This window comes from Streptomyces sp. NPDC055632 (assembly GCF_053618675.1).
On the sequence record NZ_JBSHHY010000005.1, the window covers coordinates 307,193 to 331,523 of the forward strand.

At 74.4% G+C, this 24,331-nt stretch carries 18 protein-coding genes and 1 pseudogene; 6 read left to right on the forward strand and 13 right to left on the reverse strand.

Annotation, left to right across the window (positions count from 1 at the left end; all coding sequences use genetic code 11):
* The first annotated feature begins 247 nt into the window (after positions 1-247).
* Entirely contained in the window at positions 248-2,413 is a 2,166-nt protein-coding gene (locus ACWGSR_RS10560; RefSeq protein ID WP_453565325.1) for an ATP-binding protein, read from the forward strand.
* Here the strand turns inward: ACWGSR_RS10560 and ACWGSR_RS10565 are convergent.
* The 10 genes from ACWGSR_RS10565 to ACWGSR_RS10610 form a co-directional block, all read right to left on the reverse strand.
* Entirely contained in the window at positions 2,410-3,753 is a 1,344-nt protein-coding gene (locus ACWGSR_RS10565; RefSeq protein ID WP_453565328.1) for a hypothetical protein, read from the reverse strand. The two genes, ACWGSR_RS10560 and ACWGSR_RS10565, sit on opposite strands and share 4 nt — an antisense overlap.
* A gap of 598 nt (positions 3,754-4,351) precedes the next feature.
* Positions 4,352-5,323: an endo alpha-1,4 polygalactosaminidase gene (locus ACWGSR_RS10570; protein WP_453565331.1), complete on the reverse strand. Its 972-nt coding sequence runs from the start codon at positions 5,321-5,323 to the stop codon at positions 4,352-4,354.
* Positions 5,320-5,982 (reverse strand): spherulation-specific family 4 protein, encoded by a 663-nt coding sequence (locus ACWGSR_RS10575; RefSeq protein ID WP_366374147.1) that lies wholly within the window; start codon positions 5,980-5,982, stop codon positions 5,320-5,322. Before ACWGSR_RS10575 ends, ACWGSR_RS10570 begins: the two co-directional genes overlap by 4 nt.
* Positions 5,979-6,920: an NAD-dependent epimerase/dehydratase family protein gene (locus ACWGSR_RS10580; RefSeq protein ID WP_453565334.1), complete on the reverse strand. Its 942-nt coding sequence runs from the start codon at positions 6,918-6,920 to the stop codon at positions 5,979-5,981. The genes ACWGSR_RS10575 and ACWGSR_RS10580 overlap by 4 nt, the downstream gene beginning before the upstream one ends.
* A gap of 6 nt (positions 6,921-6,926) precedes the next feature.
* Positions 6,927-7,640, reverse strand: coding sequence for a nucleotidyltransferase family protein (locus tag ACWGSR_RS10585; RefSeq protein WP_376230822.1), 714 nt, complete (start codon positions 7,638-7,640; stop codon positions 6,927-6,929).
* Positions 7,641-7,671: 31 nt separating this feature from the next.
* Positions 7,672-8,673 (reverse strand): GDP-mannose 4,6-dehydratase, encoded by a 1,002-nt coding sequence (locus ACWGSR_RS10590; RefSeq protein ID WP_376230823.1) that lies wholly within the window; start codon positions 8,671-8,673, stop codon positions 7,672-7,674.
* Positions 8,674-8,743: 70 nt separating this feature from the next.
* The gene (locus ACWGSR_RS10595) at positions 8,744-10,141 is read right to left on the reverse strand and encodes a hypothetical protein (protein WP_453565338.1); all 1,398 of its coding nucleotides are present in this window, start codon (positions 10,139-10,141) and stop codon (positions 8,744-8,746) included.
* The gene (pelF, locus tag ACWGSR_RS10600; RefSeq protein WP_453565341.1) at positions 10,138-11,652 is read right to left on the reverse strand and encodes a GT4 family glycosyltransferase PelF; all 1,515 of its coding nucleotides are present in this window, start codon (positions 11,650-11,652) and stop codon (positions 10,138-10,140) included. Before pelF ends, ACWGSR_RS10595 begins: the two co-directional genes overlap by 4 nt.
* Before the next feature lie 108 nt (positions 11,653-11,760).
* A complete protein-coding gene (locus ACWGSR_RS10605; protein ID WP_453565344.1) occupies positions 11,761-13,887 on the reverse strand; it encodes a hypothetical protein in 2,127 nt (708 codons plus the stop codon).
* A gap of 393 nt (positions 13,888-14,280) precedes the next feature.
* Complete coding sequence (locus ACWGSR_RS10610) at positions 14,281-14,811, reverse strand: COG1361 family protein (RefSeq protein ID WP_376230827.1); 531 nt, start codon at positions 14,809-14,811, stop codon at positions 14,281-14,283.
* A 482-nt stretch (positions 14,812-15,293) separates the two neighbouring features.
* On the opposite strand from ACWGSR_RS10610, the gene ACWGSR_RS10615 reads away from it, so the two are divergent.
* Positions 15,294-16,094 carry a polysaccharide deacetylase family protein gene (locus ACWGSR_RS10615; protein ID WP_453565347.1) on the forward strand — a complete coding sequence of 267 codons (801 nt, stop codon included), beginning with the start codon at positions 15,294-15,296 and terminating at the stop codon, positions 16,092-16,094.
* A gap of 146 nt (positions 16,095-16,240) precedes the next feature.
* On the opposite strand, the gene ACWGSR_RS10620 is transcribed toward ACWGSR_RS10615, so the two are convergent.
* Positions 16,241-16,429, reverse strand: a complete 189-nt coding sequence (locus ACWGSR_RS10620; protein ID WP_453565349.1) for a CsbD family protein — start codon at positions 16,427-16,429, stop codon at positions 16,241-16,243.
* Between the two features lie 229 nt (positions 16,430-16,658).
* Between ACWGSR_RS10620 and ACWGSR_RS10625 the strand changes: the two genes are divergently transcribed.
* Entirely contained in the window at positions 16,659-18,830 is a 2,172-nt protein-coding gene (locus ACWGSR_RS10625) for a hypothetical protein (protein WP_453565352.1), read from the forward strand.
* Positions 18,831-19,001: 171 nt separating this feature from the next.
* Complete coding sequence (locus ACWGSR_RS10630) at positions 19,002-19,298, forward strand: hypothetical protein (RefSeq protein ID WP_125660097.1); 297 nt, start codon at positions 19,002-19,004, stop codon at positions 19,296-19,298.
* A gap of 90 nt (positions 19,299-19,388) precedes the next feature.
* Here ACWGSR_RS10630 and ACWGSR_RS10635 read toward each other — a convergent pair whose 3' ends face one another.
* Positions 19,389-19,640 (reverse strand): EF-hand domain-containing protein, encoded by a 252-nt coding sequence (locus ACWGSR_RS10635; protein ID WP_376230831.1) that lies wholly within the window; start codon positions 19,638-19,640, stop codon positions 19,389-19,391.
* A 184-nt stretch (positions 19,641-19,824) separates the two neighbouring features.
* Between ACWGSR_RS10635 and ACWGSR_RS10640 the strand changes: the two genes are divergently transcribed.
* Both ACWGSR_RS10640 and recQ read left to right on the forward strand, forming a co-directional pair.
* Entirely contained in the window at positions 19,825-21,648 is a 1,824-nt protein-coding gene (locus ACWGSR_RS10640; protein ID WP_453565356.1) for an ABC transporter ATP-binding protein, read from the forward strand.
* 246 nt (positions 21,649-21,894) lie between these two features.
* Positions 21,895-23,934, forward strand: a complete 2,040-nt coding sequence (gene recQ / locus ACWGSR_RS10645) for a DNA helicase RecQ (protein WP_453565358.1) — start codon at positions 21,895-21,897, stop codon at positions 23,932-23,934.
* Positions 23,935-23,952: 18 nt separating this feature from the next.
* Here the strand turns inward: recQ and ACWGSR_RS10650 are convergent.
* Positions 23,953-24,210, reverse strand: a pseudogene (locus ACWGSR_RS10650) (ABC transporter); the annotation flags it as partial.
* Positions 24,211-24,331 lie beyond the last annotated feature (121 nt).

The window sequence follows — 24,331 nt, forward strand, 5'->3', positions numbered from 1 at the left end:
CACATCCGGGCGCGGACGGACCCGGACCGGCACCCCGATTTTCCCCGGATCCCTCTCCCCGACCTTCCCCCGGGACCGCCGGTGCGCCGCATGTCTGCTGCCGCGAAGGGAAGTTGTCCCACACCGGAGCGGGAGGGCCTCCCGCGCCGGAACGGGGAAGCCACGGGGCCCGAATGTTTCCGTGGGCCCGAGTCACGGCGATACAGTCCGGCCAGAGGCGGACGGGCGACCAGGGGGAGGGGCCGACGTGTTGGAGGTCGTGGCGCTCAGCGCGCTCACTACGTTCCTGTTGGGAGTGGGGAACGGCGCGGCGGGGGAGGTCGGCAAGAACCTGGCCCTGTCGGCGGGCGCTCTGGTGAGAAGGACGCTGGGGCGGGAGACCCCGCTCCCGGCCGGTGCCGAGGACCGGCGGGAGCTGGCGGGACGGCTGTACGCGAGGCTGGCCCACGACCCCGGACAGGCCGACGAGTGGGCGCTGCTCGTGGAGAGCGGACAGGAAGGGGCGGACGCGCCCGCCGGCGGCGGCATGCCCCCCGCCCCCTGGGCGTTCACCAACCGCCAGAAGGTCCTGAAGCAGCTCCTCGGGGAGGCGACCCGCCCCTGGGAGGGGCGGCCCCGGGTCGCGCTCCTCTCCGGACCTCCCGGCAGCGGCACGACCTCCGTGGCCCTGCGCCTCGGCGCCGAGAACCTCGACCGCTTTCCCGACGGGCAGTTCTACGTCGACCTGCGCGGCTCGGCCGGGGAGAGCGGTCCCGAACCGGCCGCCGTGCTGCTGCGGCTGCTGCGCGAGATGGACGTGGCCCCCGACCTGATGCCGGCCACCGAGGCGGGCCGGGAGCGTCTCTACCGGCGCCTCACCTCGGGCCGCAGAGCACTGGTGGTGGTCGACCACGCCACCTCCCTGGCCCAGGTCCGCGGCCTCGTGCCGGCCACCCCCGACGTCCTCCTGGTCGTCGTCGTGTCCGGACCGCCCTTCCTCCTGGAGGCGGAGCGCGTCGCCGTACCGCCGCTGACCGACCGGTACGCGAATCGGATGGTGCGGAAGGTGGCCGGGCCGCAGAACGCCGCGCGCGTCAAGGCGGAGCTGCCCGGACTGCTCGACCGCTGCCGGGGCAATCCGTTCGCCCTCCACGCCGAGGCGCGCCTGCTCGCCGCGGGCGCGGCCGCCTCCGAACAGGACGCACCGGAACGGCACGCGTCGGAGCGGGACGCCGAGGCGTGGCGGAACCATCCGGTGCGGGCCGCCGCCCGGCACGCCTCGCTCCGGCTCGACCCGCGGACGCTGCGGCTCTGCCGGCTCACGGCGCTGGGCGGCTGGCCGTCCGTCAGCGCCGGGATCGCGGCCGCCGCCGCGGGGTGCGAGGAGGAGCCGGCGGCCCGGATGCTCGCCGAGGCGGCGGACGCCGACCTCCTCGAACGCCTCCCGGACCTGCGCTACCGCTTCCGGCCCGAGGTCAGGCGCCAGCTCGCCGACGCCGCCTCGGAGTACGGCGTCCAGGAGTGCTCGGACGCCGTGGCCCGGGTGCTCGACGCGCTCCTGGATCGGGCCCTGCGCGCGGCGCACGCCGCCCTCCCGATGAGCTGGCGGACCGAGCCGGCCCCGGAAGGCCCGGAGGGGCCCGGCGGGGAGGCGGACGGCATCGCCGTGCTCGCGGCCGAGGCGGCCAACGTGGTCCACGCCGTGTCCGTGGCCGAGGAGCACCGGCGGATCACCACCGCCCTGCGACTCGCCCGCACCCTGTGGCCGCTGCAACTGAAGGCCGGGCACTGGGACGAGGTGCTTCCGGCGCTCCGCACCGCCGCCCGGTGCGCCGAGGAGAACGAGGCGGACGCGCGGACGGCGGGGGCGCTGCACTTCCAGCTGGCGCACTGCCTGGGCGAGCTGGGCCGGTGGGAGCAGGCGAACCGCGCGGCACGCGCCGCCGTCACGTACGAGCGGGCGGCACGGCACCTGCGGGGCGAGGCGTCGTCCGTGGAACTGCTCGGACTGCTCTGTCTGAACCGCTGGCTGTACGAGGAGGCGCACGAGAGGTTCGTCGAGGCCGAGAGCGTCTACCGGAGGATCACTTCCGGCCAGGAACCGCAGGAGGGCGCGGCGGACCTGCCGAGGGCCCTCGCCCTGGTGGACCGCCACCGGGGACGGGCCCTGCGCGGTCTGGGCCGGCTCGACGAGTCCCGCCGTCTGCTGGAGAGCGCCGTGGAGTTCTTCGGGGGGACGGAGGAGAGGCCGGCGGAGCCGTACAACCGGGCCCGCGCCCTCACGGACCTCGCGGAGACGCTGCACGACATCGGTGACGACGGGGAGGCGCTGAAGAGGATCGCCGACGCGGAGGCCCTGCTCACCCCGGCCGCCGCCCCGCACCTCCGGTACCTGGCCGGCCTGCGGCGACGCTGCGAGGCCGCGGCCCGCTAGGGCGTGTCCGACGGATCAGGGTCGGGTAGGCCCCAGCCGATGGCCGCCCGGCGCGGATCCACGCCCTCCACGAGGAACGGGTGCGCGCCGCCCGCCACGTGCGTCCGGAGCGTGACGCCGTCCGGCGGGACCGTCCCGCCGTGCGCCAGCCAGGCGTGCAGCGACGACGCGTACGCCGCCGGGTCCGCGTCCGCTCCGGTGCCGGCGGTCAGCCGGAACGCGCCGTGGTCCCGGGTGCGCACGGTGCAGCCGCCGGGCCCGGTCACGTACACGGCCGCCGCGCAGTGCGGGTGCTCCCGCAGCACTTCGGCGGTCCACAGGTCCGCGCCGCCCAGACGCGGATCGTCCGCCCGCCCGTCGCGCGTGATCACGTCCGCCGACTCCAGGTCCCCGGGGTGGCGGGTCTCCTCGTGCACGGCGAGGTGGGCGTCGCCGACCGCGTCGTGGGGGTGCTCCGTGGAGCGCTCGATCGTGATCTCCGTTCCGGAAACGCGCGTCCGCACGTACAGGGGCGCGGTCGGCCTCGGCGGATCGTACGGAGGGAGGGGCAGCGGCTCCAGGGACGCGGGGGCGGCGGGCTCGGGGAGTTCCATCAGCGCGTAGAAGTGCCGGCGCAGCAGCTCGGCCGACCGGCCCGGGTCCGAGGTCACGAACCCGGCGGGGGCGGGGTCCGGGCGGTGCTCCTCCCACGCCCGCTCCACCTGCGGGCGCAGGGGAGCGTGCGGATCGAGCCGGGGCGCGCGCCGGACGAACTCCGCGAGCGGCGCCTCGGGATCGAGCTTCTCCCGCCCGTCCGCCGCGAGGAGCACGGCGGTGCCGAGGGCCGCGGAGTAGTACGTCACCGCCCCGAAGTCCCCCAGGACCAGGTCCGCGGCGAGGAGGGCCTGCCGCCATCCGTGGACCGGGTCGATCAGGGTCAGCCCGCCGCGTCGGGCCCGGTCCAGCCACGCCCGGATCTGGCCGGGGCCGTGCCCGTGCCAGATGTTCGGGTGGAGGACGGCGGCCAGCCGGTAGTCGTCGGCGGGCAGTTCGGCGGCGAGCCTGGGCAGGAGGCCGGGCAGGACGTCCAGGCCCCCGCCGCTGCCGAAGAAGCCCTCCGGGTTCCAGGTGGAGTTCAGGATGACGAGCCGCTGTCCGCGGCGCACCCCCAGGGCGCGCCGGAACCTGTCCCGGTACGGGCGGGCCGCGAGCATGCGGTCGAAGCAGGGGTCACCGGCGAGTACGGCGGCGGGCACCGCCTCGGCGCAGACGCGGGCCAGGCGCTCCGACTGCTCCGGGTGGGACAGGACGAAGCCGTCGACGAACGGCTTCCCGTCGGCCAGCAGCCACTCCGGCGACAACCCGAACGTCGGCTCCCGGCTCCCGGCTCCCGGCTCCCGGCTCCCGGCTCCCGGCTCCCGGCTCCCGGCTCCCGGCTCCCGGCTCCCGGCTCCCGGCTCCCGGCTCCCGGTGTGCCCAGTTTCTTAGTATATCCGACACCATGGGAAATGACCGACAACTTGCCCTGAATATGGGCGAGTTCGCCGCCGAAGCTGGCGGAGACCGCCAGGTCCACCGGTGTCGAGAGCGCCTGCTCCCAGGGCAGTACGGGAAGTTCCAGCTCGGCGAAGATCTCGCGGATGCCGCTCTGGAAGGCGGAGGAACCCGTGGACGTGACCAGGAGCTGGACGCGGAAGTCGTCGTGGAACAGCGGCAGGAGGTCGAGCAGCCGGCCCGCCGACGTGGCGTTGTGGACCACCAGCAGGACCCGTCGCCGGACGGTGCGGCTCGTCCAGCGCGGGGACCCCTCCCCGACCGGCACGCGTATCGGCGGGGGTTCGGCTGGCCCCACTCATGACCTCCTGGGCGAGCGGCGGGCGTGGTGTCGTCGCGGACACACCTTAGCCGCGTCGGACGGCGCCCGGGGCGGCGGAGATCGATCACCGGCCGGCAAGGGCTTCAGCAGGGCTTCCGCCACACGTCCAGCTCCGGGTTCTTCAGCATCGACGACAGGCGGAGCGAACGGGACCGGGGGCAGAAGCGGGACGGGGACTCCTCGTACTCCACGTGGAAGACCGCCTTGCCCGCCGCGACGAAGGGTTCGAGCAGCCCGCACTCGTCGAACTGGGCGCACTCCTCGTTGACCGCGAAGTCGAAGTGGTCCACGAGCAGCGGGATCTGGGCGAGGTCGTTCTTCAGGCCCACCGCCAGGCCGCGCGCGTGGGCGATGTCCGCGATCATGCGGTTGTAGCGGAGCTGGTCCGCCGCCGTCAGGGGGAAGCCGGTGTCGTTGCCGTAGCCCTCCACCAGGTCCGGTTCCACCGCGTCGAAGCCCTTGTCGCGGCACATGTCGAACCGGCGCTCCATCAGGGGGCGCAGGACGTCGAGGCGGCGGATGTCCAGCCAGCGTTCGCCGTGCCAGCCGTTGGGCCCGCCCAGGACGGATTCGGGGAAGGCGTCCCGGTCGGGCCGGTAGTCCTCCCAGGCGCCCACGTTGACGTAGCAGATCACCTTCCGCCCGTCCCGGTGCAGCCGGGCCACGTCGGCGGCGCTGTTCTCGAAGCCGTCGATGTCGTACACCGGTACGTCGACGGACGGATCCACCCTGCCGTTGAGCTGCCACTGCCAGGCAAGGCCGGGACGCGGCTGCCAGCGCGCGCCGGTCGCGGGGCGGCGGGTGGGCGTGCGCTCCGGGGAGGGGCGGCCGGTCGTGGGGCTCGGCGTCGGACCGGGCGGCCGGGACGCCGTCGGGCCGCCGGTCGTGGGGACGGGGACCGGCGGGGGGCTCGTGGGCCGGGTGGTCGCGGGGCTGGTGCCCGGCCCGCTCGTCCCCGCCCCCTCGGCCGGTCCCCCCGTACTCCCCGAGCACCCCGCCAGGAGGGCCAGGGCCAGGAGCGCGGCCGTCGGGGCCGCGCCCGGTCGCCACCTCACCGCTCCGCCTCCGCGAGGGCCGGGGTCAGCCCCGCCCAGGGGTTCGGCGGCTCTCCCGTCACCGGGCCGCAGACCCCCGCGCCCCGTTCGCGCGCCGTGCGCACGGCCAGTGGGACGAGCGGGGCGGGCACCCCGTACACCAGGTGGCAGAGCCGCTCGGACGGCAGCCGCGCCGTCCACGACGGGCGGCTGAACGTCGAGACGTACGTCGACCAGTGGCCCTCGAAGGTGACCGTCAGGTCCGCGAGCCGGACGTACCCGGGGGCGGGGTGGACCCCCGGGTTGATGACCACGGGGGAGATGCCCTCCCTGCGCAGCGAACGGACCGTGCGCCGGCAGGCCGGCAGTCCGTCGCGCCCCGCCGTCGTCTGGTCCAGGAAACAGCCGTCCACCCCGTACCACTCCCGGTGCCGGAGCGCCTCCTCGGTGACGACCTCCGCGTCGCGCATGCCGTAGTCCGTGTCCACGTAGCCGAGCAGCCGGGCCCCCGCGGACCGCAGCGCGCGGGCCGCGGCGGCGAACGCCGGGTCCGGCGCGTCGCCGGGGCCGCTCGCCGGGTTGAGCACGACGGCGTACGTGTGCGCGGCGCCGTTGATCAGCCGGTGCCAGGCGTCCGGGTCCTCGGCGGGATGGACGTACAGCGGGATCAGCAGGCTCACGGCGCCGCCACCCCGTCGGCCACGAAGGAGCGGGGCCGGGCCTCCCACAGCGCCGCGAGCGACGCGTCGAGCGAATGGGCCGGGGCCCAGCCCAGGGCGGCGGCGGCCGCGGTGATGTCCGAGCACTGCCAGGACACCCGCGCGGACCGCTCCGAACCGCCCCCGCTCCCGTCCCCGCCCGCCTCCACGATCCGGCCGCGGAACCCGGCCGCGTCCGCGAGGCGCCGCACCAACTCCCGTACGGGCAGGGCCTCGCCGCCGCCGACGTTCAGGACGGACGGCAGCGGACCGGGCGCGGTCGCCGCCCGTTCCACCGCCCGCGCCACGTCCCGCACGTCCACGAAGTCGCGGTACGCGGAGAGGTCGCCGAGCCGCAGCTCCCCCTCCGGGTCCCCGGGATCCGCCACCTCGGCGAGGAGCGCGGCCACCCGGCCCGGCAGGCCCGTGGCGGGCGCCCCGGCGCCCACCGGATTGCCCACCCGCAGCACCACCGCGTCGAGCCCCGACGCCGTCACCGCCACCGTGCCCGCCAGCTTGGTCGCGCCGTACGGCCCCGCCGGGGCGCACGGCTCCGACTCCGCCACCCGCAGACCGGGCGTCCCCGGCCCGTACTCGGCGGCCGACCCCAGGTGGACGAGCCGGGCCCCGGGCGCGGCCTCGCGCAGGGCCGCGCACAGGGCGGCGGGCCCGCGCGCGTTCACCTCCGCGAGCGTGACGGCGTCGCCGCCGGTCGCGCCCGCGCAGTTGACCACGGCGTCGGGCGCGGCCTTCGTGAGCGCCCCCGCAAGGAGGTACGGAGGGTCGGCGGCGAGGTCGACGGCGACGTCGGCCCCCGGGGAGCGGCCGCCGACGAGCACCCGCGCGCCCGGAAGGGCGCGCAGCCGCTCGGTGACGTGGCCGCCCAGGTATCCGCCGGCGCCGAGGACGAGGATGCGCATTGCTGTTCAGGCTCCCTTGAGCAGGAGGGACTTGCGGCTGGTGAACTCCGCGTTGGCCCGGTCGTAGTCGTCGGGACGGCCGATGTCCAGCCAGTAGCCGTCGAAGTCGTAGGCGTGCGGGGGCGTCTCGGCGGCGAGCAGGTCGAGCACCAGCTCGTCGAAGCCGAGGGGGAGTCCCGGGGTGTAGGCGTCGAGGGTCTTCCGGGAGACGCCGTAGACCCCCATGGACACCCGGTAGTCGATGCTGGGCTTCTCGGTGAAGGCCACCACCCGGCTGTCGTCGGTGGTCAGCACCCCGAAGTCGATGCGCACCTTGCGGGCGTACGTGGCGATGGTCAGCGGCGCGGCCGACGCCTCGTGCCGGTTCAGCACGTCGGCGTAGTCGAGGTCGGTGAGCACGTCGCCGTTCATGACGAGGAAGTGCTCCGGCAGCCGGTCGCGCAGGTTGAGCAGCGGGCCCATGGTGCCGAGCGGGTTCTCCTCGGTGGCGTAGTCGACGCTCAGGCCCCACTGCGAACCGTCGCCCACGTAGGCGCGGATGATCTCCCCGAGGTGTCCGATGGCGAGGGTGCAGTGGGTGAAGCCGGCCTGCGACAGCTGGCGCAGCACGATCTCCAGGATCGCGTGCTGGTCGCCGATGGGGACGAGCGGCTTGGGCAGCGCGGTGGTGTACGGCCGCAGCCGGACGCCCTTTCCACCGGCCAGGATCACAGCGTGCATGGCATACCTCCTGCGGGACGTGCCGGACGGGTCAGATGTTGTAGATGCCGGTCTTGTAGCGGGCCAGGTTCGCGGGGTCGGTGAACCACTCGGCGGTCCGCGCGAGGCCCTCCTCCAGGGAGTGGTCCGGCTGCCAGCCGGTCGCCGCGGTCAGCCGGGAGGCGTCCGCGACCAGCCGCATCACCTCGGAGTCGGCCGGACGCAGCCGCGCCGGGTCCTCGCGGACGTCGAGCGGGGTGTCCATCACCTTGCCGATCAGCGCGACCAGGTCGCCGACGGAGATCTCCCCGCCCGTGCCCGCGTTGAGGGTGCGGCCCACGACGTCCTCCGCCGGGGCCGTGCCCACCGCGAGGAACGCCCGCGCGGTGTCCTTCACGTAGGTGAAGTCCCGGGTGGGGCGCAGGTCCCCGAGGGTCAGGGTGCGCTCCCCGGCCGCCACCTGGCCGATGACGGTGGGGATCACGGCCCGCATCGACTGCCGGGGGCCGAAGGTGTTGAACGGGCGGAGCGTCACCACGGGGGTGCCGAAGCTGGCGTGGTAGCTGTCCGCGAGCCGGTCGCCGCCCGCCTTCGACGCGGCGTACGGCGACTGGGTGTTGATGGGGTGGTCCTCGGTGATCGGGACCGTCTGCGCCGTGCCGTACGTCTCGCTGGTCGAGGTGTGCACGAGCCGGGGCGTCCCCAGCGCGCGCACGGCTTCGAGGACGTTGAGGGTGCCGGTCACGTTGGTGTCCACGTAACTGTGCGGCGCCTGGTAGGAGTACGGGATCGCGATGAGCGCGGCGAGGTGGTACGCGCAGTCGGCGCCGTCCAGGAGACCGCGCACCGAGCCCGGGTCGCGGACGTCGCCGAGCACGATCTCCACCTGGTCCAGGACGTCGGGGGAGAGGGTCTCCAGCCAGCCGTACGAGGAGAACGAGTTGTACTGGGCCATGGCCCTGACCCGGTGGCCGGAGGCGACGAGCGCCTCCGTGAGGTGCGAGCCGATGAACCCTTCGGCTCCGGTGACGGCGGCGAGCGGTGCGGAGGTCAACTCTTCGGTCCTTTCGACGGGAACAGCACGGTGACGGGCATGAGGAGCGGTGGGTGGGCGGGCGGTCCGGTCAGACGTGCGGGGACGGCCGGCCCAGGAGGGCGACGACACAGGCCGCCAGACAGACCGCGGCCGCGGCGCAGACCGACGGCAGCACGGCGGACCCGCCGGGCGGCCCCGCCAGGGTGACGACCGAGGCGCCCGCGGCCGTCGCCAGGCAGACCACCGCCGGCGGCCAGGCCACGCCGAACGCCTGGAGCAGGAGGGCGGTCCACAGCAACGCCGCGAGGGACAGCAGCGCGGCCGGGCCGGAGCCCAGGAGCAGCGCCGGGAGCAGCAGGAGCGGCAGGTAGCAGAGGAGGCAGAGGGCGAGGACGCCGGACGAGCGGAGCAGGAACGCCCGGGGCGTCGCGCTGGCGCGCAGCGCGGCGACCGACCAGCCCCGGTAGCGGTAGAGCAGCCACTCCGCCGGGCCCATGCTCAGCGTCAGGACGATGACCGCGTACGGGTCCCGCCGGCCCTCCAGCATCACGAGCACCGCCGCCGCGAGCCCGAACAGGCCGTACGGCACGGAGCCGCGCAGCCGGGGGCGCGGGCCCTCGGCCGCCGGGACGGCGAGACCGGAGGCCAGCACCCGCAGGGCGACGGCCAGCGTGGCGAGGAGCGCGAGCAGCGGGAAGGTGAGCCGCAGCAGGGTGCCGGGCTCCCACCAGGGCAGGACCGCCGCACCGGCGATCAGCGGGCTGAGCGCGGCGAGCAGCAGCCGCTCCCGGCCGAGCACGAGCAGGACGCCCGCCGCCGCCAGGTACAGCGACTGGGCCGCCGCCGCCACGGTGGCGGGACCGCCCCCGGCGGGGATCGCGGCGAGGCCCGTGGCCACGCACGCCCCCAGCACGGAACCGGCCAGCAGCGTGCGCGACGCCTCCCGCCGGCCCGTGGTGAGCCGCAGGTGCGCCCGGTGCCCGAGCGCCTGCCCCCACGCCCAGGAGACGACGCCCGCCGTGACCAGGACGGGGGCGTGCTCGTCGATCCGCCACAGCGGGCCGGTGAGCAGGTACGCCAGGGCCGGGAGCGCGAACAGCAGGCCGCGCAGCAGGCACCGCACGGTGTCGGGCCGCCACGGGTCCGGGGGCATGGCCGGCTCGGGGAACGCCCGGGGCACCCGCTCGTACAGCGCCGCCGCGAGCGAGAACAGGGTGGGGTGGCCGTACCGCTCCTTGATCACGACGGCGGACAGGCCGTCCGCCTCCAGGAGCGCGGCCACCTCGTAGGGGTGGACGGCCGGGCCGATGCGGTCGGCGAGTTCGGCGGCGAGCGCGCTGACCGCCTCCTCGTCGGGGCCCTTCGCGGGGAGCCGGATCGCGAGCGTGGCGTCGTCCAGGAACCGGCGGGGGCGCGGCACGGCCAGCCGGATCGCGAGCGTGTCCTGCTCGGCCCCGCCGGGTTCGAGGGATATCGGCCCGCTCATCCGGCGAGGCTCCCCGTGCGGCTGACCGCCGGGACGGGCAGGACGATCCGGGCCGGCTCCGACCGCCGTTCCCCGGCGGCCAGTTCGTGGTAGATCGCGCGGAAGGTGTCGACGGTCTGCCGGAGGGTGAACCGCTCGATCACCCGCAGCCGGGCCGCCTCGCCCATCGCCCGGCGCCGGACGGGGTCGCCGAGGAGGGCGAGCGCGGCCTCCGCCATCGCGGCCGGGTCGCGCGGCGGCACCACGAGCCCGGTGTCGCCGACGGCCTCCCGCACGCCCCCGACGTCGGTGGAGACGGTCGCCCGGCCGCACGACATCGCCTCGATCAGGGTGAACGGGAAGCCCTCGCTGATGCTGGACAGCATCACGACGTTGCCGGCCGCGTAGGCGTCCTTGATGTCGTCGACGCGCCCCTCGAAGGTCACGGCGTCCGCGTGGCCGAGCTCGGCCGCCAGGGCCTCGCAGCGCTCCCGGTAGGCCTCGCCGCCCCGGGGCGTGCCGCCGAAGAGCCGCAGCCGGACCTCGGGCATCCGTTCCCGTACCAGGGCGAGGGAACGGATCAGCGTCTCCAGGTCCTTGATCGGGTCCACGCGCCCGGCCCAGCTCAGGGTGGGGGCGTCCGGCTCGGGCCCGGCGGGCGGGAAGGCGGCGGGGTCGACGCCGTTGTAGACGGTGCGGATGGACTCGGGGGCGGCGCCGCCCTCCTCCTCCCACAGGCGGTTGTAGCGGTTGCCCGGGGTGATCAGGGCCGCCTTGCGGTAGCTCTCCTCCGCGAGCAGCCGGAAGAAGCCCAGGACCACGGCCTTGACCGGCCAGCGGTAGGGGGCGGTGCGGTAGCCGAGGTAGCGCTCGCGCAGGTAGACGCCGTGCTCGGTGAGCAGCAGCGGCACCCCGTTCCGTTCCAGGGCCGCGAGGCCCGGCAGGGCGGCCACCCCGCCGCTGACGGCGTGCGCGACGCCCTCCGAGGGCGGCGGCGCGGACAGCGGCCGCAGCGCGTGTTCGAGCAGGGCCGTGGCGGTGATCGCGTCGTGCAGGGTCGGCCGGGCCTCCCGCACGGCGAGCCCCGGCCGCCGCCACACGGAGGTGAGCACCGAGATCGCCGCGTCGCTCCGCAGGAACGGGCTGAGCTGTCCGTCCCCGGCGGCGTGCGCGAGGGCGTACAGGGCGGGGCCGAAACCGGCCTCGGCGCCCGGGTCGAGCAGCGCCGTCACGAACTTCTCGTAGGCGTCGGCGAGCCTCCTGCCCGCCCTGCCCCGGGGCGGCCGGCCCTCCGGCGCCGGGCCCCACATGGGCACGGACAGGACGTGGGAGACGTGGGCCGGCAGGTCCCAGGCGAGCGGTTCGCGGCCGGAGCCGGTGACGGCGAGGACGTCGAAGTCGACGTCCGGCATGCCGGTGACGAGCTGGTCGCACCAGACGCTGACACCCCCGTGGCTGTGCGGGTAGGTGCCTTCGGTCAGGAGGGTGACGCGCGGGGCGCCGGAGCGCCCCGCACCGCGGTGAACGTGCATAGGTGTGTGCTCCACGGCCGTGGTGGGAGTGGTCGTGCCGGTCCCGGCCGCCGGTGGACGGCCGGGACCTCGCTGCCCGTACGGGATCAGCGCCGGGTGGTGCGGCGGTCAGCCGTCCGTGCCGGGGGAGACGGGCTCGGCCACGCCCTCGGGGACCAGGGCGGCGGGTGCCGGGGCCGGGACCGCGGCCGGGGCGGAGCCGCCGGGGTCGACGGCCGGGGCGGAGGGCAGTGCCAGGGACAGCGGCGCGCCCGCGAGGGACGTCCAGCCGGAGCGTCCGCCCGCGTACGCCTCGCCGAAGGCGGAGCCGGACCGCAGGGTGCCCTCGGGCACGGTCACCGGGACCGTCGTGCCGCTCGGGCCCTCGACGGTCACCGTGGCGCCGACGCGGTACGCCGTGATCTGGCCGTTCTGCACGGCCGTGCGCCAGGCGGAGCGCCGCTGGAGCTCCCGTCCGATGTCCTTCATCCGCAGGTTCACCACCGGGGTGCCCGGGGCGAACAGCGCGTCGTAGGCGTCGAGGACGCCGTCCAGGACCGGGTAGGCGATGCGGTCCTCGGCCAGGTTCGACTGGTGGATGAAGTGCGGCTTGGGGTCGTTGGCGAGGACGTGGCCCAGGGCGATCTGCCGCTCCAGGGGCACGATGTGGTTCGCGTAGCCGGTGGCGGGGTCGAGCGGGGCGGTCAGGCAGGTGGTGGTGGCCGGGTTGTCCTCGCAGATCCCGCTGCCGCCCTGCGCGCGGCTGGTGTAGATCCAGTTGTACTCGTCGACCTGCTCGGCCGCCCGGCCCGCGTTGTAGAAGACGTTCATCGGGTAGCGGGGGACCGTCGTGGCCGTTCCGACCTGGCGCTGTCCGGGCTCGCGGGAGTTGTCCGAGGCCAGCCAGCCGATGCCGTTGTCGCCGAGGGCCGGTCCCAGGTTCGGGTTGTCGGCGTTCTGCTGGGGCAGGACGCGCAGTCCGGAGTGCTCGCCGGTGACCAGCTCGTCGTTCTGCAGCGGGAGGCCGTTGAGCTGGCCCCACACGCGGTTGAGGGCGATCTCGTCGGAGACGTCCTGCCGGGAGACCCACTTGATCGAGCCGTTGGGGTTCGTGGCGCACTGCCACGGCACCACGCTCGTGTTCTGCTCGCAGCCGAGGAAGGCGTGCGTGTAGGTGTGGTTGATCCAGCGGAAGTCGTTCCGCTTCGCGACGAACCGGTCGGCCAGCGGGTCCGCGCCGTTGTTGTCCGCGCGGAAGTCGACGGTGCCGGCGGCGTTGTAGGCCATGTCCAGGGTGAAGCCGCGCGAGGTCTGCCAGGAGGCGGCGTGGTCCACGTCGGCGGCCGTCATCCGGATCGGGTCCGGCACCGCGTTCGGGTCGGTGCAGTCCACGTCGCCGGGCGTGCAGTTGAGCGTGGAGTTCCAGCGGTCGTCGGCCGCGAACACGTCGTCGACGTGCACGGCGAAGTAGTTCCGGGAGGCGCCCAGGTGCGTCCCGCCGGTCATCCACTCCACGATGCCCCGGGCGAGCAGGCGGAACTGCTGCTGGTACTGGTTGTAGACGAAGGTGACGACCAGCTCGCGGCGCCCGTCGTGCCGGTACTCGCCGACCAGGGACCCGCGCTTGGTCGTCCCGGGTATCGCCGCCTCGACGTACGGGGTGAAGTCGGCACCCGCCGTCGGCGTCGACAGGTAGGCGTAGCTCTCGCCCACGGAGGGTGAGTTGTCCTCGAACGGCACGGCCCCTTCGAGGTAGCCGAACGGGCCCGAGAGCCCGGCCGGGGTCGTCTGCGCCCGCACCCCGTCGAGGCTTCCCGCGTATCCGCCGTAGACCGCGTACTGGAGGCCGACCTCGGGCCGGGCGTAGGTGTACGCGTCGACCTGCGGGATGTCGTAGGTCCGCTCGTAGTTCGCGAGCGCGGTCATCTCCGCGGAGCCGGCCGGGAACGGGTTGTCGTTCGGCAGGACGACGGCCTGGAACTTGGCCCGGTTCCGGTCGCCCACGGTGTCCGCGAGGTAGGCGGCGTCGATGACGGGGCGGTCGGCACGGGTGAGGTCGATCTCCGTGTACGGCGTTCCCGCGGCGTCCAGTTCGGCGGCGATGGCGTCGGTGGCCGGCCCGCCGTCGGTCACGACGAGGACCCTCAGGTCGATGCGCGGATCCGTTCCGACCGCCTGTGCCGACGCGCCCGGCAGGGCGAGGGCGGCGACGAGCGCGCCCGTGGTGAACAGGGTGGTGCCTATGAGCCGCTTCATGCGGTGGTGTCCCCTCCCGGAGCAGGGGTGGGTACGGCTCCGAGGAGCGGACGCACCCCCTCGTGGGCGCCGGCATCCCCCTCGAAGGCCGGTCGTCCACGCATCCGTTGCGTCAAATGGTGAGGTATCTGTGGAGCTTTCGTGGTCCCGCCGCGAAAGGTGACGAAAAAACGCGGGCGTCCGGGACGGCGGTTCCGGTGTGACGATCGGACCGGGGCCCGGCTTGGGCCCCGGCCGCCCTTTACGCCCGGGGCTCGACGCCCAGGTGGGAGGGGTGGCCGGGGCGTCGGCGGATGGTGGGGCCTCCGGGGCGGCCGTCATTGGCGTAGACCGGTGGGCCGGACGGGGCGGGGGTCTGTTTCCGGACGCGCCGCCCCGTCCGGCCGGAGATCGTCAGGCGCAGAGGACGCGGGTCTCGGGCGTGTGGACCGGACCGCCGCTGACGCTGGAGCTGTCGCTGAACTCGGCGTAGAAGTAGGAGTAGAAGCCGATGTTGCCGTTGCAGCCGGAGTCGGCGGCGACCTGGAGCGTCAGGGTCACGGTCCTGCTCTGGCCGGGCGGGATGGTGGCTCCGTAGTTGGCGCCGAGGTTGGCGGGGCCGGTGCCGGCGCAGGGGGTGCTGCCGCCGGGGCCGACCAGCGAACAGCCGGTGAAGGAGTACTTCAGGTCCGGGCGCTGGGTGGTGAGCCAGGTCGGGTCGATCGTCTGGTAGACGAACCAGACGTCGTAGGACTGGTTGTTCTTCAGCGTCATGGACAGGTTGACCGTGCCGCCGGGGGTGGTCGTGGCGGCGTTCGTGCTGAAGGTCAGCTCGGCGGAGGCGAGCGACGCGGACGCGCTCGCGGTCGGGGCCAGGCCGAACACGGCGAGGAAGAGGGCGAGGACGGCGGTGAGACCGAGGCGTCTCGTGAGGTGGGATCGCATGGCCCGGGAGGCTAGGGACGGGCGCGGCCCGGCGTCTGCCCCCGCGCGGGCGGTCCGGGCGGCCGGCGGCCGAAAGTGCGCTTCCCGTGAAGGACCTGGAAGGAAAGCGTGACGGGCGTCCGCCGACCGCATCCGCGCACGCCGCGACGGGTGCGGCCCCCCGCCGCCGGCCGGCCCCGCCCCCGGCGGCTCCCCGCGGTGTGGGCTACACCATTGGCGCGTACGCAACAGTTCCGCGCGCCCGGCGCGTCCGCCGCACCGGCCGGACACCGCGTACTCCCGGCCAGAGGGCCGACTTTCGGCCCCGTCGCCGCTCCGCCCCGCCGCCGGGCGCTCCTCACGTGGTGGGACGCGTGCGCCGGAGGTGACGTACGCCTCCCGGCGAAGGCGAACGTCCCGGCGCCCGGATGAAACCTTCTCGCCGTCCGCACCGTCCTCTCACGCGGGAGAAGGACCTGGAACAACGGGGAGTGGTCGATTCCATGGGGCGGAACAAGTACGCGGCGCACATAGCGGTGGTCGCCTCCGCGGTCGGACTCAGCCTGGCGGTGTGGGCGGCCAGCGCGGTCACGCAGACGGAGGCGGAGGCCGACGCCGGGAGCGGGCGCCCGACGGCCGTGCGGTCGCCGGCCGGGGGAGCCGGGGGCCCGGCCCAGGCGCCGCCGAAGAAGATGCCCGAGAGCATCGCGCACGCCGCCGAGGCGGGCGGCAGGGCGGTCAACATCACCATCGACGACGGGCCCGACCCGCGCTGGACGCCCCCGATGCTGGAGATCCTGAAGCAGCACGGCGTCAAGGCCGTGTTCTGCATGGTGGGACCCGAGGCGAAGCGGCACCCCGACCTGGTCAAGAGGGTCGTCGCGGAAGGGCACCGGCTCTGCGACCACACCATCTCCCACGACACCTCGATGGACAGGAAGTCCGTCGCGTACCAGAAGCAGCAGATCCTGGACGCGAAGAAGATGATCGAGGACGCGGCCGGGGGCGCGAAGGTCGAGTACTACCGGGCGCCCGGCGGGGCCTTCACGCCGGACAGCCGGCGGATCGCCGCGGAGGCGGGCATGCGGCCGCTCGGCTGGAACGTGGACACCAAGGACTTCGAGCTGCCCGGCACGGCCTCGATCGTGAACACGGTCAAGACCGAGCTGTCCAACGGGCCGACCATCCTCTTCCACGACGGCGGCGGCGACCGCGCCCAGACCGTCGCGGCCCTGCGGCAGGTGCTGCCGTGGCTCAAGGGGCAGGGGCGCACCTTCAGCTTCCCCGTACGGACGGCTCCCTGAGGCCCGTGCGGACGGCCCCCCGGGGCTCGCCCGACGTCTCCGGAAACGCGAGGAGGACCGCCCGGCCGGTGCCGGGCGGTCCTTCCGCCGTACGGGCCGTCCTCCAGAGCGCGGTACGACGGCCCGAGCGTCTCGGAGGTGCGAGCCTAGGAGTCGTCGCGCTTCAGGGAGTCGCTGACGCCTTCGACCTTCCCCCGGGCCTTCTCGCCGACCTCGCGGGCCTGGCCCTTCATCTGGTCGGCCTTGCCCTCGCTCTTCAGGCGCTCGTTGCCGGTCGCCTTGCCGGCCGCCTCCTTGAGCTTGCCCTTGGCCTTGTCCACGTGGCTCTCACCCATGACTGATACGCCCCTTTTCTGGTCGACTGGGGTACTTCGGTCACGTTAGGCGGGTTCCCCGAATCCCGCTCGTCAACCATCCGATTCCGATCCCGCCGGACGGATCCTCCGGCATCGGACGAAATGCGTACGCGGGCCCCCGCTCCGGTGGTGAAAACCGCACGCGGGCCCTCCGCTCCGGGGCGAAAACCGCATGCACGTGCGTGCGGAAGGCTGGCAGCATGCCCGAATGGATCACGCCCTCGAACGTCTGGTCGTCCGCCACACCCGCCGCGTCCCCGTCCCGGCCGGCCCCGCCGGAGACGGCGCCGGGGCGGCCCGGCAGCTCGACGCCGTCCTGGCGACGGCGGGGTTCAAGCTCTCGGCCGACCTGTTCGACGCCCTCTCCGGCCTCGCGCGGGAGACGGTCCTCACGACCGCCGCACGCACCCTGGAGACCGTCCGGGAACTGGCCGGCGACCACGTCCGGCACAACGTCTGCTTCGTGGACTTCCCGGCCAACGTGCCCGACACCCACGAGTTCTGGGCGCGGTGCGTCACCGAGGCCCTCGCCGACCCCTCCTCGCGGAAGAGCGTGACCGAACGGCTGCGCGCCGGCGTCCTGAACCTGCTCGACCTCCCGTCCTACGGCACCTACCGGCACACCTACGAGGAGATGCTCGCCGCCCACGACGAGCTGATCGCCTCGGCCGGCGACCGCGTGACCGTCCTGCACCCCGGCCGCCCGCTCGACGACGAGGCCACCGCCCTCTACCTGGCCCTGGCCGGAAGCACCACCCCGCTCGGCGACGACCACCTGCGCGACCTCGCCGTCCTCGCCGCCCACCGCGCCGACGGGCCCCAGCCCGAGGAGATCCCGGTCCGGGAGATCCGCGCCGTCGTCAACCGGGCCCGGCTCGCGGCCGGTGCCGACCCGCTCCTGGACACCGTCACCGACGTGCTCCGCCTGGCGTGCGCGCTCGCCGACGGCGACGTCACCCTGCGGGAACCGACCCGCTTCCGCGCCCTGTCCCGGCCGGTCCGCCGCGCCCTGCTCGGCGGCCTCGACGCCGTCGCCGCCGCGAACCCCGCCAAGCTCGCCGACGTCTCCGCGCACCGCGAGGCCTGGAAGCGCCTGGGCGAGCGGCTGCACCCGCACGAGTACCCGCGGTGGCCGCACGCCGCCGAGGTCTTCGCCGTCGCCCGGGGCGAGCGGGCGGCCCCGTCCTTCGACAGCCGCGTGGAGGAACTGCTCGGCCGGAACGACGTCACCGGCGCGGCCGAACTGCTGACCTCGGCCCCCGGCCGGCTCCTGCGCGCCCTCGACCGGCTGCTCCGCACGGCCGACGGCCCGGAGGAACTGGACGCCGTCGTCACCGCGTGCGAGCGGGCCCTCCCGCGGGTCTCCGGCCGCGTCGTCCTCTCCCTCCGCGAGCACCTCCGCAACCGGACGGGCGGGGACGGGGAGCGCCGGGTCTTCGTCAACCGGCTCGGCGGCGCCTGGGTCGTCCCCGACACCAGGCCCCCGCTGCCGGACGCCGCGCGCGAACGCCTCTGCGCCGCCCTCGACGCCGAGACCCGGCGCCGGCTCCCCGCCCCCGGCCGCCTGTTCGTCGACCCCGCCGTCCTGGACGTGGCGCTCCCGCTCAGCGGCAGGGCGACCGCCGACGGCCTCGGCGTCCTGCCGCGCGGATCCGTCTCGCCGGTGGAGGGCGACCTGCTGCGCTTCTTCACCTACTGGAAGCAGACGGGCCGGAGCACCGACTACGACCTGTCGGCCCTCGTCCTGGACGCCGGCCACCGGACCGTCACCTGGCTCTCGTACACCGCCCTCACCGCGGTCGAGGGCGCCCATTCGGGTGACATCACCGACGCTTCCCAGGGTGCCTCGGAATTCATCGACCTGCGGCTCGGCGCCGTGCGCGGCACGTACGTCGTCCCGCAGGTGAACATCTACTCCGGCGAGGGCTTCGAGGAGGTCGAGGAGTCGTTCTTCGGCTTCATGCTCCGCGACGCCGAACAGAAGGGGCGCCCGTTCGAGCCGCGCACGGTCCGCATGAAGTCGGACCTGCGCGGCCCCGGCCGGGTCGCGCTGCCGCTCGCGTTCGAGCGGGACGGCGACGGCCGCTGGCACGCGCGCTGGCTGCACCTGTACCTCAAGGGCAGCCCGTCGGCGAACCGCGTCGAGGAGAACCGGGTGTCGGTCGCGGTCCTGCTCCGGGGGCTGCTGGCCCGCACCCCGCTGACGGTCCGCCACCTCGTGGACCTGATGGCGGACGAGGCCTCGGCGCCGGCCGCGTGGGACGGCACGGCGGTGCCGGACGGCCCCGTCACGTACATCGGTCTGGACCGCCCCGCCGGCCTGCCCCCGGGCTCGCGCGTCTTCACGCCGGAAAATCTGCGCGACCTGATCCCCGCCTGACTGCTACGGTCGTCCCGGGCGAGGCCATGAAGAGGCTTCCTTCTCACCTTCCATGAAAACTAGTCTCTTCGCTTTCCTCGCCCCTTCGCCTTTCTCGCGGCGGGCCCCCGTTCGGGCGGTGGGAACGGGGCCGGCCGTGTCCGCCGGCGGTCCGGCCGCGTTGGTCGGGGCATGACCTCAGCACGACGCATCTCCTCCGTCCTCGCCGTCGCCGCCGCCTTCTCGTGCCTGGGCGCGTCCGCGGCGAGCGCCGCCCCCGCCGCCGGCCCGCTCGGCCCGCCGATCAACCCGGTCACGGAGCTCGACTCCCTGGCCGCGACCGGTCTCCCCGAGGAGCAGGCCGCCCAGCTCCCCGGCATCTCCGAGCAGCTCGGCGGGCTGAACCGGATCCACGACCTCCAGCAGCTCCACCAGCTCACCGACCTGGCGGCCCCGGTCACCGGGGTGCTCCCCGCGGTCTCCGTCTGACCCGTCCGTCCCCGGGCCGTCACCGGCCTCCGCAACGGCACCGCGCCACCCGCGCGGTGCCGTTCGCGCGTCCGGGCCGGGCCCCGGGGCTCACCAGCCGAAACGCCGGTTCACCAGCGTCGCGAACTCCTCGAAGGACAGCACGCGGTCGCCGTTCATGTCGGCCTCGTCGAACAGGGCCGAGGAGTCGTCGTCGGTCCCCACGCCCCAGAAGGGGATCACGCCCCGCGCGGCCAGCGTGGGGCCCTTGGACCGCAGGGCGTTGATGACCTCGGTACGGGTCAGGGCGCCGTCCCGGTCGAGGTCGAGCGCGTCGAAGAGGGTCCGGGCCTTGTCGCTCATGGGGTGTCCTGGCTCCTGGGTCGGTGGCCGCCGGTCGGCGTCGGGTCCTGTGCGGAAGGACGCGACGGAGGCCCGGGAGGTTGCCCCGGCCTCCCCGGGGGCCGCCGAAAACACGTGGACCGGGGAGGCGTTTGCACGGGAGACTCCCGTTCCTCACCTTCGGTACGACAGGAAGGGGTTGGGCATGGGATCACCTGAAACGCGCGAGGGATTACCGTCCGAGGGTTCGGTACTCCTCGCACTGCGCCACTACGGACGGGAACTGCTCCGTCTGCGGTGGCTGACCGCGCCGGCCATGCTGCTGCCGGCGCTCGGCAACATCGGCGTCTTCTACGTCGCGCCGCTCGTCGTCGCCAAGCTCGTCGGGCAGGTCGCCGGGGACGGCGCCGACGCGGGCGGCGTCGGCGCGCACCTCCCGTACGTCCTCGGGTTCGCCGGCGTGCTGCTGGCCGGCGAGGCGCTGTGGCGCGTCGGACTGCACTGCCTGCACCGCCTGGAGGCCCGGGGCATCGAGCAGCTGTACGTCGTCGGCATGGACGAGCTGTTCGCCAAGGACTCCTCGTTCTTCCACGACAACTTCGCCGGTTCGCTGACCAAGCGGGTCCTCGGCTTCGCCTCCCGCTTCGAGGTGTTCGTCGACACGCTGACCTTCTCGATCATGGGCAACTTCGTGCCGCTGATCTTCGCCTCGGTGGTGCTCTGGCAGTACGACCCGCTGCTCGTGGTCGGCCTCCTGGCGCTGATCGCCTTCACGGGCCTGTGCGTCACCCCGCTGATCCGCCGCCGCCAGGCGCTCGTCGCCCGGCGCGAGCAGGCCATCGCCCGGGTGTCGGGGCACGTCGCCGACAGCCTGATGAACATGGACACGGTCCGGTCGTTCGCCGCCGAGGACCGGGAGGCCGCCGAGCACCGCTCCCGCGTCGCGGAGTCGCGGCGGCTCACCCTGCGGTCCTGGGACTACGGCAACCTGCGCATCGACACGCTCGTCGCGCCGATGTCCGTCCTGACGAACGTCCTCGGACTCGTCCTCGCCGTCACCCTCGGCGGGGGAGGGCAGGGCGTGGAGGCCGTCATCGTGGCCTTCACCTACTACTCCAACGCGACCCGGATCATGTTCGAGTTCAACCAGATCTACCGGCGCCTGGAGAGCGCGATGACGGAGGCCGGGCAGTTCACCGAGCTGCTCCTCGAACCGCCCACCGTGCTCGACCCGGCGGAACCGGAGCCGCTGGAGCCCCGGGGCGCCGGCGTCCGCTTCGAGAAGGTCGCCTTCGCCCACGCGGGCGCGAAGCCCCTCTTCGAGGGGCTCGACCTGGACGTGCCCGGCGGGGCGAAGGTCGGGTTCGTCGGCAGGTCCGGCGGCGGCAAGAGCACCCTGACCCGGCTGCTGCTGCGGATGGCGGACGTCGACGGGGGCCGGATCCTCATCGGCGGGCAGGACATCAGCCGGCTGCGCCAGGCCGACCTGCGGAGCATGATCGCCTACGTGCCGCAGGACCCGGCGATGTTCCACCGGAGCCTGCGGGACAACATCGCCTTCGCCCGGCCGGACGCCACCGAGGCCGAGATCCGGCGCGCGGCCGAGGCGGCGCACGTCACGGAGTTCACCGACGCACTCCCCGACGGCTTCGACACCATGGTGGGCGAGCGGGGCGTGAAGCTGTCCGGGGGCCAGCGCCAGCGGGTCGCCCTCGCCCGGGCGATCCTGCGCGACGCCCCGGTCCTCCTCCTCGACGAGGCCACCAGCGCCCTGGACTCCGAGAGCGAGATCCTCGTCCAGGAGGCGCTGTGGCGCCTCATGGAGGGGCGGACCGCGCTCGTCGTCGCCCACCGGCTGAGCACGGTGGCCGGGATGGACCGGCTCGTCGTCCTGGACCGGGGCCGGATCGTGGAGCAGGGCACGCACCAGGCGCTGCTCGACGCGGACGGCGCCTACGCCAAGCTGTGGCAGCACCAGTCGGGCGGCTTCCTCGACGACACCAGGGAGGGGGCCGACCTGCGCCGGTGACGGGCCGCGGGGCCGGCCCGCGTCGGTGACGGGCCGCAGGGTCGTCCTTGTGCCGGTGACGGGCCGGGGGGCCGGCCGCTGGCGGCTCGGGAGGGGTTTCACGGGGGTGCCGGGCGAGGGGCCCCGGGCTTGCCGGAGGCGGCCCGGGAAGGTCGTCCACAGGCCGCCGGGGTCGGGCCGGCCGGGTTGTCCACAGGTTGCGGCGGACGGGACCGGGGTGTCGGCGGGGGCGGATACGCTTCACGAATGGTCCTCTCCGACGCTTCCCCAGAGATCTCCGAGCCCGCCCGGGTGCTCCACCGTGTCTTCGGCTACAACTCCTTCCGCGGGGAGCAGCAGGAGATCATCGAGCAGGTCGTCGGCGGCGGCGACGCGCTCGTGCTGATGCCGACCGGCGGCGGCAAGTCGCTCTGCTATCAGATCCCGGCCCTGGTCAGGGACGGTACGGGCATCGTGATCTCGCCCCTCATCGCGCTCATGCAGGACCAGGTGGACGCGCTGCGGGCCCTCGGGGTGCGGGCCGGATTCCTGAACTCCACGCAGGACCCGTACGAGCGGCAGGCCGTCGAGCAGGCGTTCCTCGCGGACGAGCTGGACCTGCTCTACCTGGCGCCCGAGCGGCTGCGGACCGAGGGCACGCAGCGGCTCCTGGACCGGGGCCGGGTGTCGCTCTTCGCGATCGACGAGGCGCACTGCGTCGCCCAGTGGGGCCACGACTTCCGGCCCGACTACCTCGCCCTGTCCATGCTGCACGAGCGGTGGCCGAAGGTGCCGCGGATCGCGCTGACGGCGACGGCCACCGAGGCCACCCACGCCGAGATCGCGAAGCGGCTGGGCCTGGAGGACGCCCGGCACTTCGTCGCCGGCTTCGACCGGCCGAACATCCAGTACCGCATCGTCCCCAAGAACAACCCGTCCAAGCAGCTCCTGGAGCTGATCAGAACCGAGCACGCGGGGGACGCCGGAGTCGTCTACTGCCTCTCGCGGTCCTCCGTCGAGAAGACCGCCGCGCTCCTGGTGGAGCAGGGCGTCGACGCCGTGCCGTACCACGCCGGCATGGACGCCCGCACGCGCGCCGCGAACCAGGCCCGCTTCCTGCGCGAGGACGGGGTCGTCGTGGTGGCGACGATCGCCTTCGGCATGGGCATCGACAAGCCGGACGTGCGCTTCGTGGCCCACCTGGACCTGCCGAAGTCCGTCGAGGGCTACTACCAGGAGACCGGCCGCGCGGGCCGCGACGGCGAGCCGGCCACGGCGTGGCTGGCGTACGGCCTGCAGGACGTGGTCCAGCAGCGCAAGCTCATCGACTCCTCCGAGGGCGACGAGCAGCACCGCCGGGGCCTCGCCATGCACCTGGACGCCATGCTGGCGCTCTGCGAGACCGTCGACTGCCGCCGGGTCCGCCTCCTGGAGTACTTCGGGCAGAAGGGCGAGCCGTGCGGCAACTGCGACACCTGCCTGACCCCGGCCGAGTCCTGGGACGGCACGGTCGCCGCGCAGAAGCTGCTGTCCACGGTGTGGCGGCTCGCCAAGGAGCGGCGCCAGAAGTTCGGCGCCGGCCAGATCATCGACATCCTCCAGGGCAAGCGGACGGCCAAGGTCATCCAGTTCGACCACGACGCCCTCTCGGTGTTCGGCGTCGGCTCCGACCTGGGCACCGCCGAGTGGCGCGGGATCGTCCGCCAGCTCCTCGCCCAGGGGCTGATCGCGGTCGAGGGGGACTACGGGACGCTCGTCCTCACCGAGCAGAGCGGCGAGGTCCTGGGCGGCCGCCGCACCGTCCAGATGCGCAAGGAGAAGGCGGTCGCCCCGGCCCGGAAGGAGTCCGGGAGCCGCTCCGGCAAGGGCGCCCGCGTGCCGGTCGACCTGCCGGCGGAGGTCGTTCCGGTCTTCGAGGCGCTCCGCGCCTGGCGGGCCGCGACCGCCCGCGAGCAGGGCGTCCCGGCGTACGTCGTCTTCCACGACGCGACGCTGCGGGAGATCGCGACCCTGCGCCCCACCACGGTCGAGGAGCTGGGCACCGTCGGCGGCGTCGGCGAGGCCAAGCTGACCAAGTACGCCGAAGGCGTCCTGGAGACGCTGGCGGAGGCCGGCTCCACGGCCCCGTCGCCCGGGCAGGACCCGGCACCGGCCGCGTCCGCCCCCGCCGCGTCCGGCCCGGCCCCGGCGGCACCCGCCCGGGGGGCCGGGGTGTCCGGGGCCGTGCCCGCGCCCGCCGCCCCGTACGACGACGAACCGCCCTTCGACTTCGACGAGCTCGAACCGCCGTGGGACGAGGAGGAGTAGGGGAGCGGCGGGGGAGGCTCACTCGGGCTGCGGGGTGAGCCGGCGCGGCCCCCTGCGGTCGTAGTAGCGGGTCATGGCGAAGCCGAACAGCAGGGCCGCGACCACGCCGACCGCGATCATGATCCAGCCGCGCGCGAGACCGGCGTCGGCGCGGGCGTCGAAGGAGAGGATGGCCCGGACGCCCTCGCTGAGCCGGCGCATCGGCTCGAAGACGCCCAGGAAGCGGTGGAAGCCCGGGGTGACCTCCAGCGGGACGGTCGCCCGGGCCCCGGGAAGGCGGACGATACGGGCGGGGCTGGCGTGTCGGACGTTCCGTTCGTGTCGTGCGCGGAGTCCCGCCCGCACCGGCTCCCGAGCCCTGTCCGCGCCGGGCCCGGAGTGCTGCCCGCACCGGGCC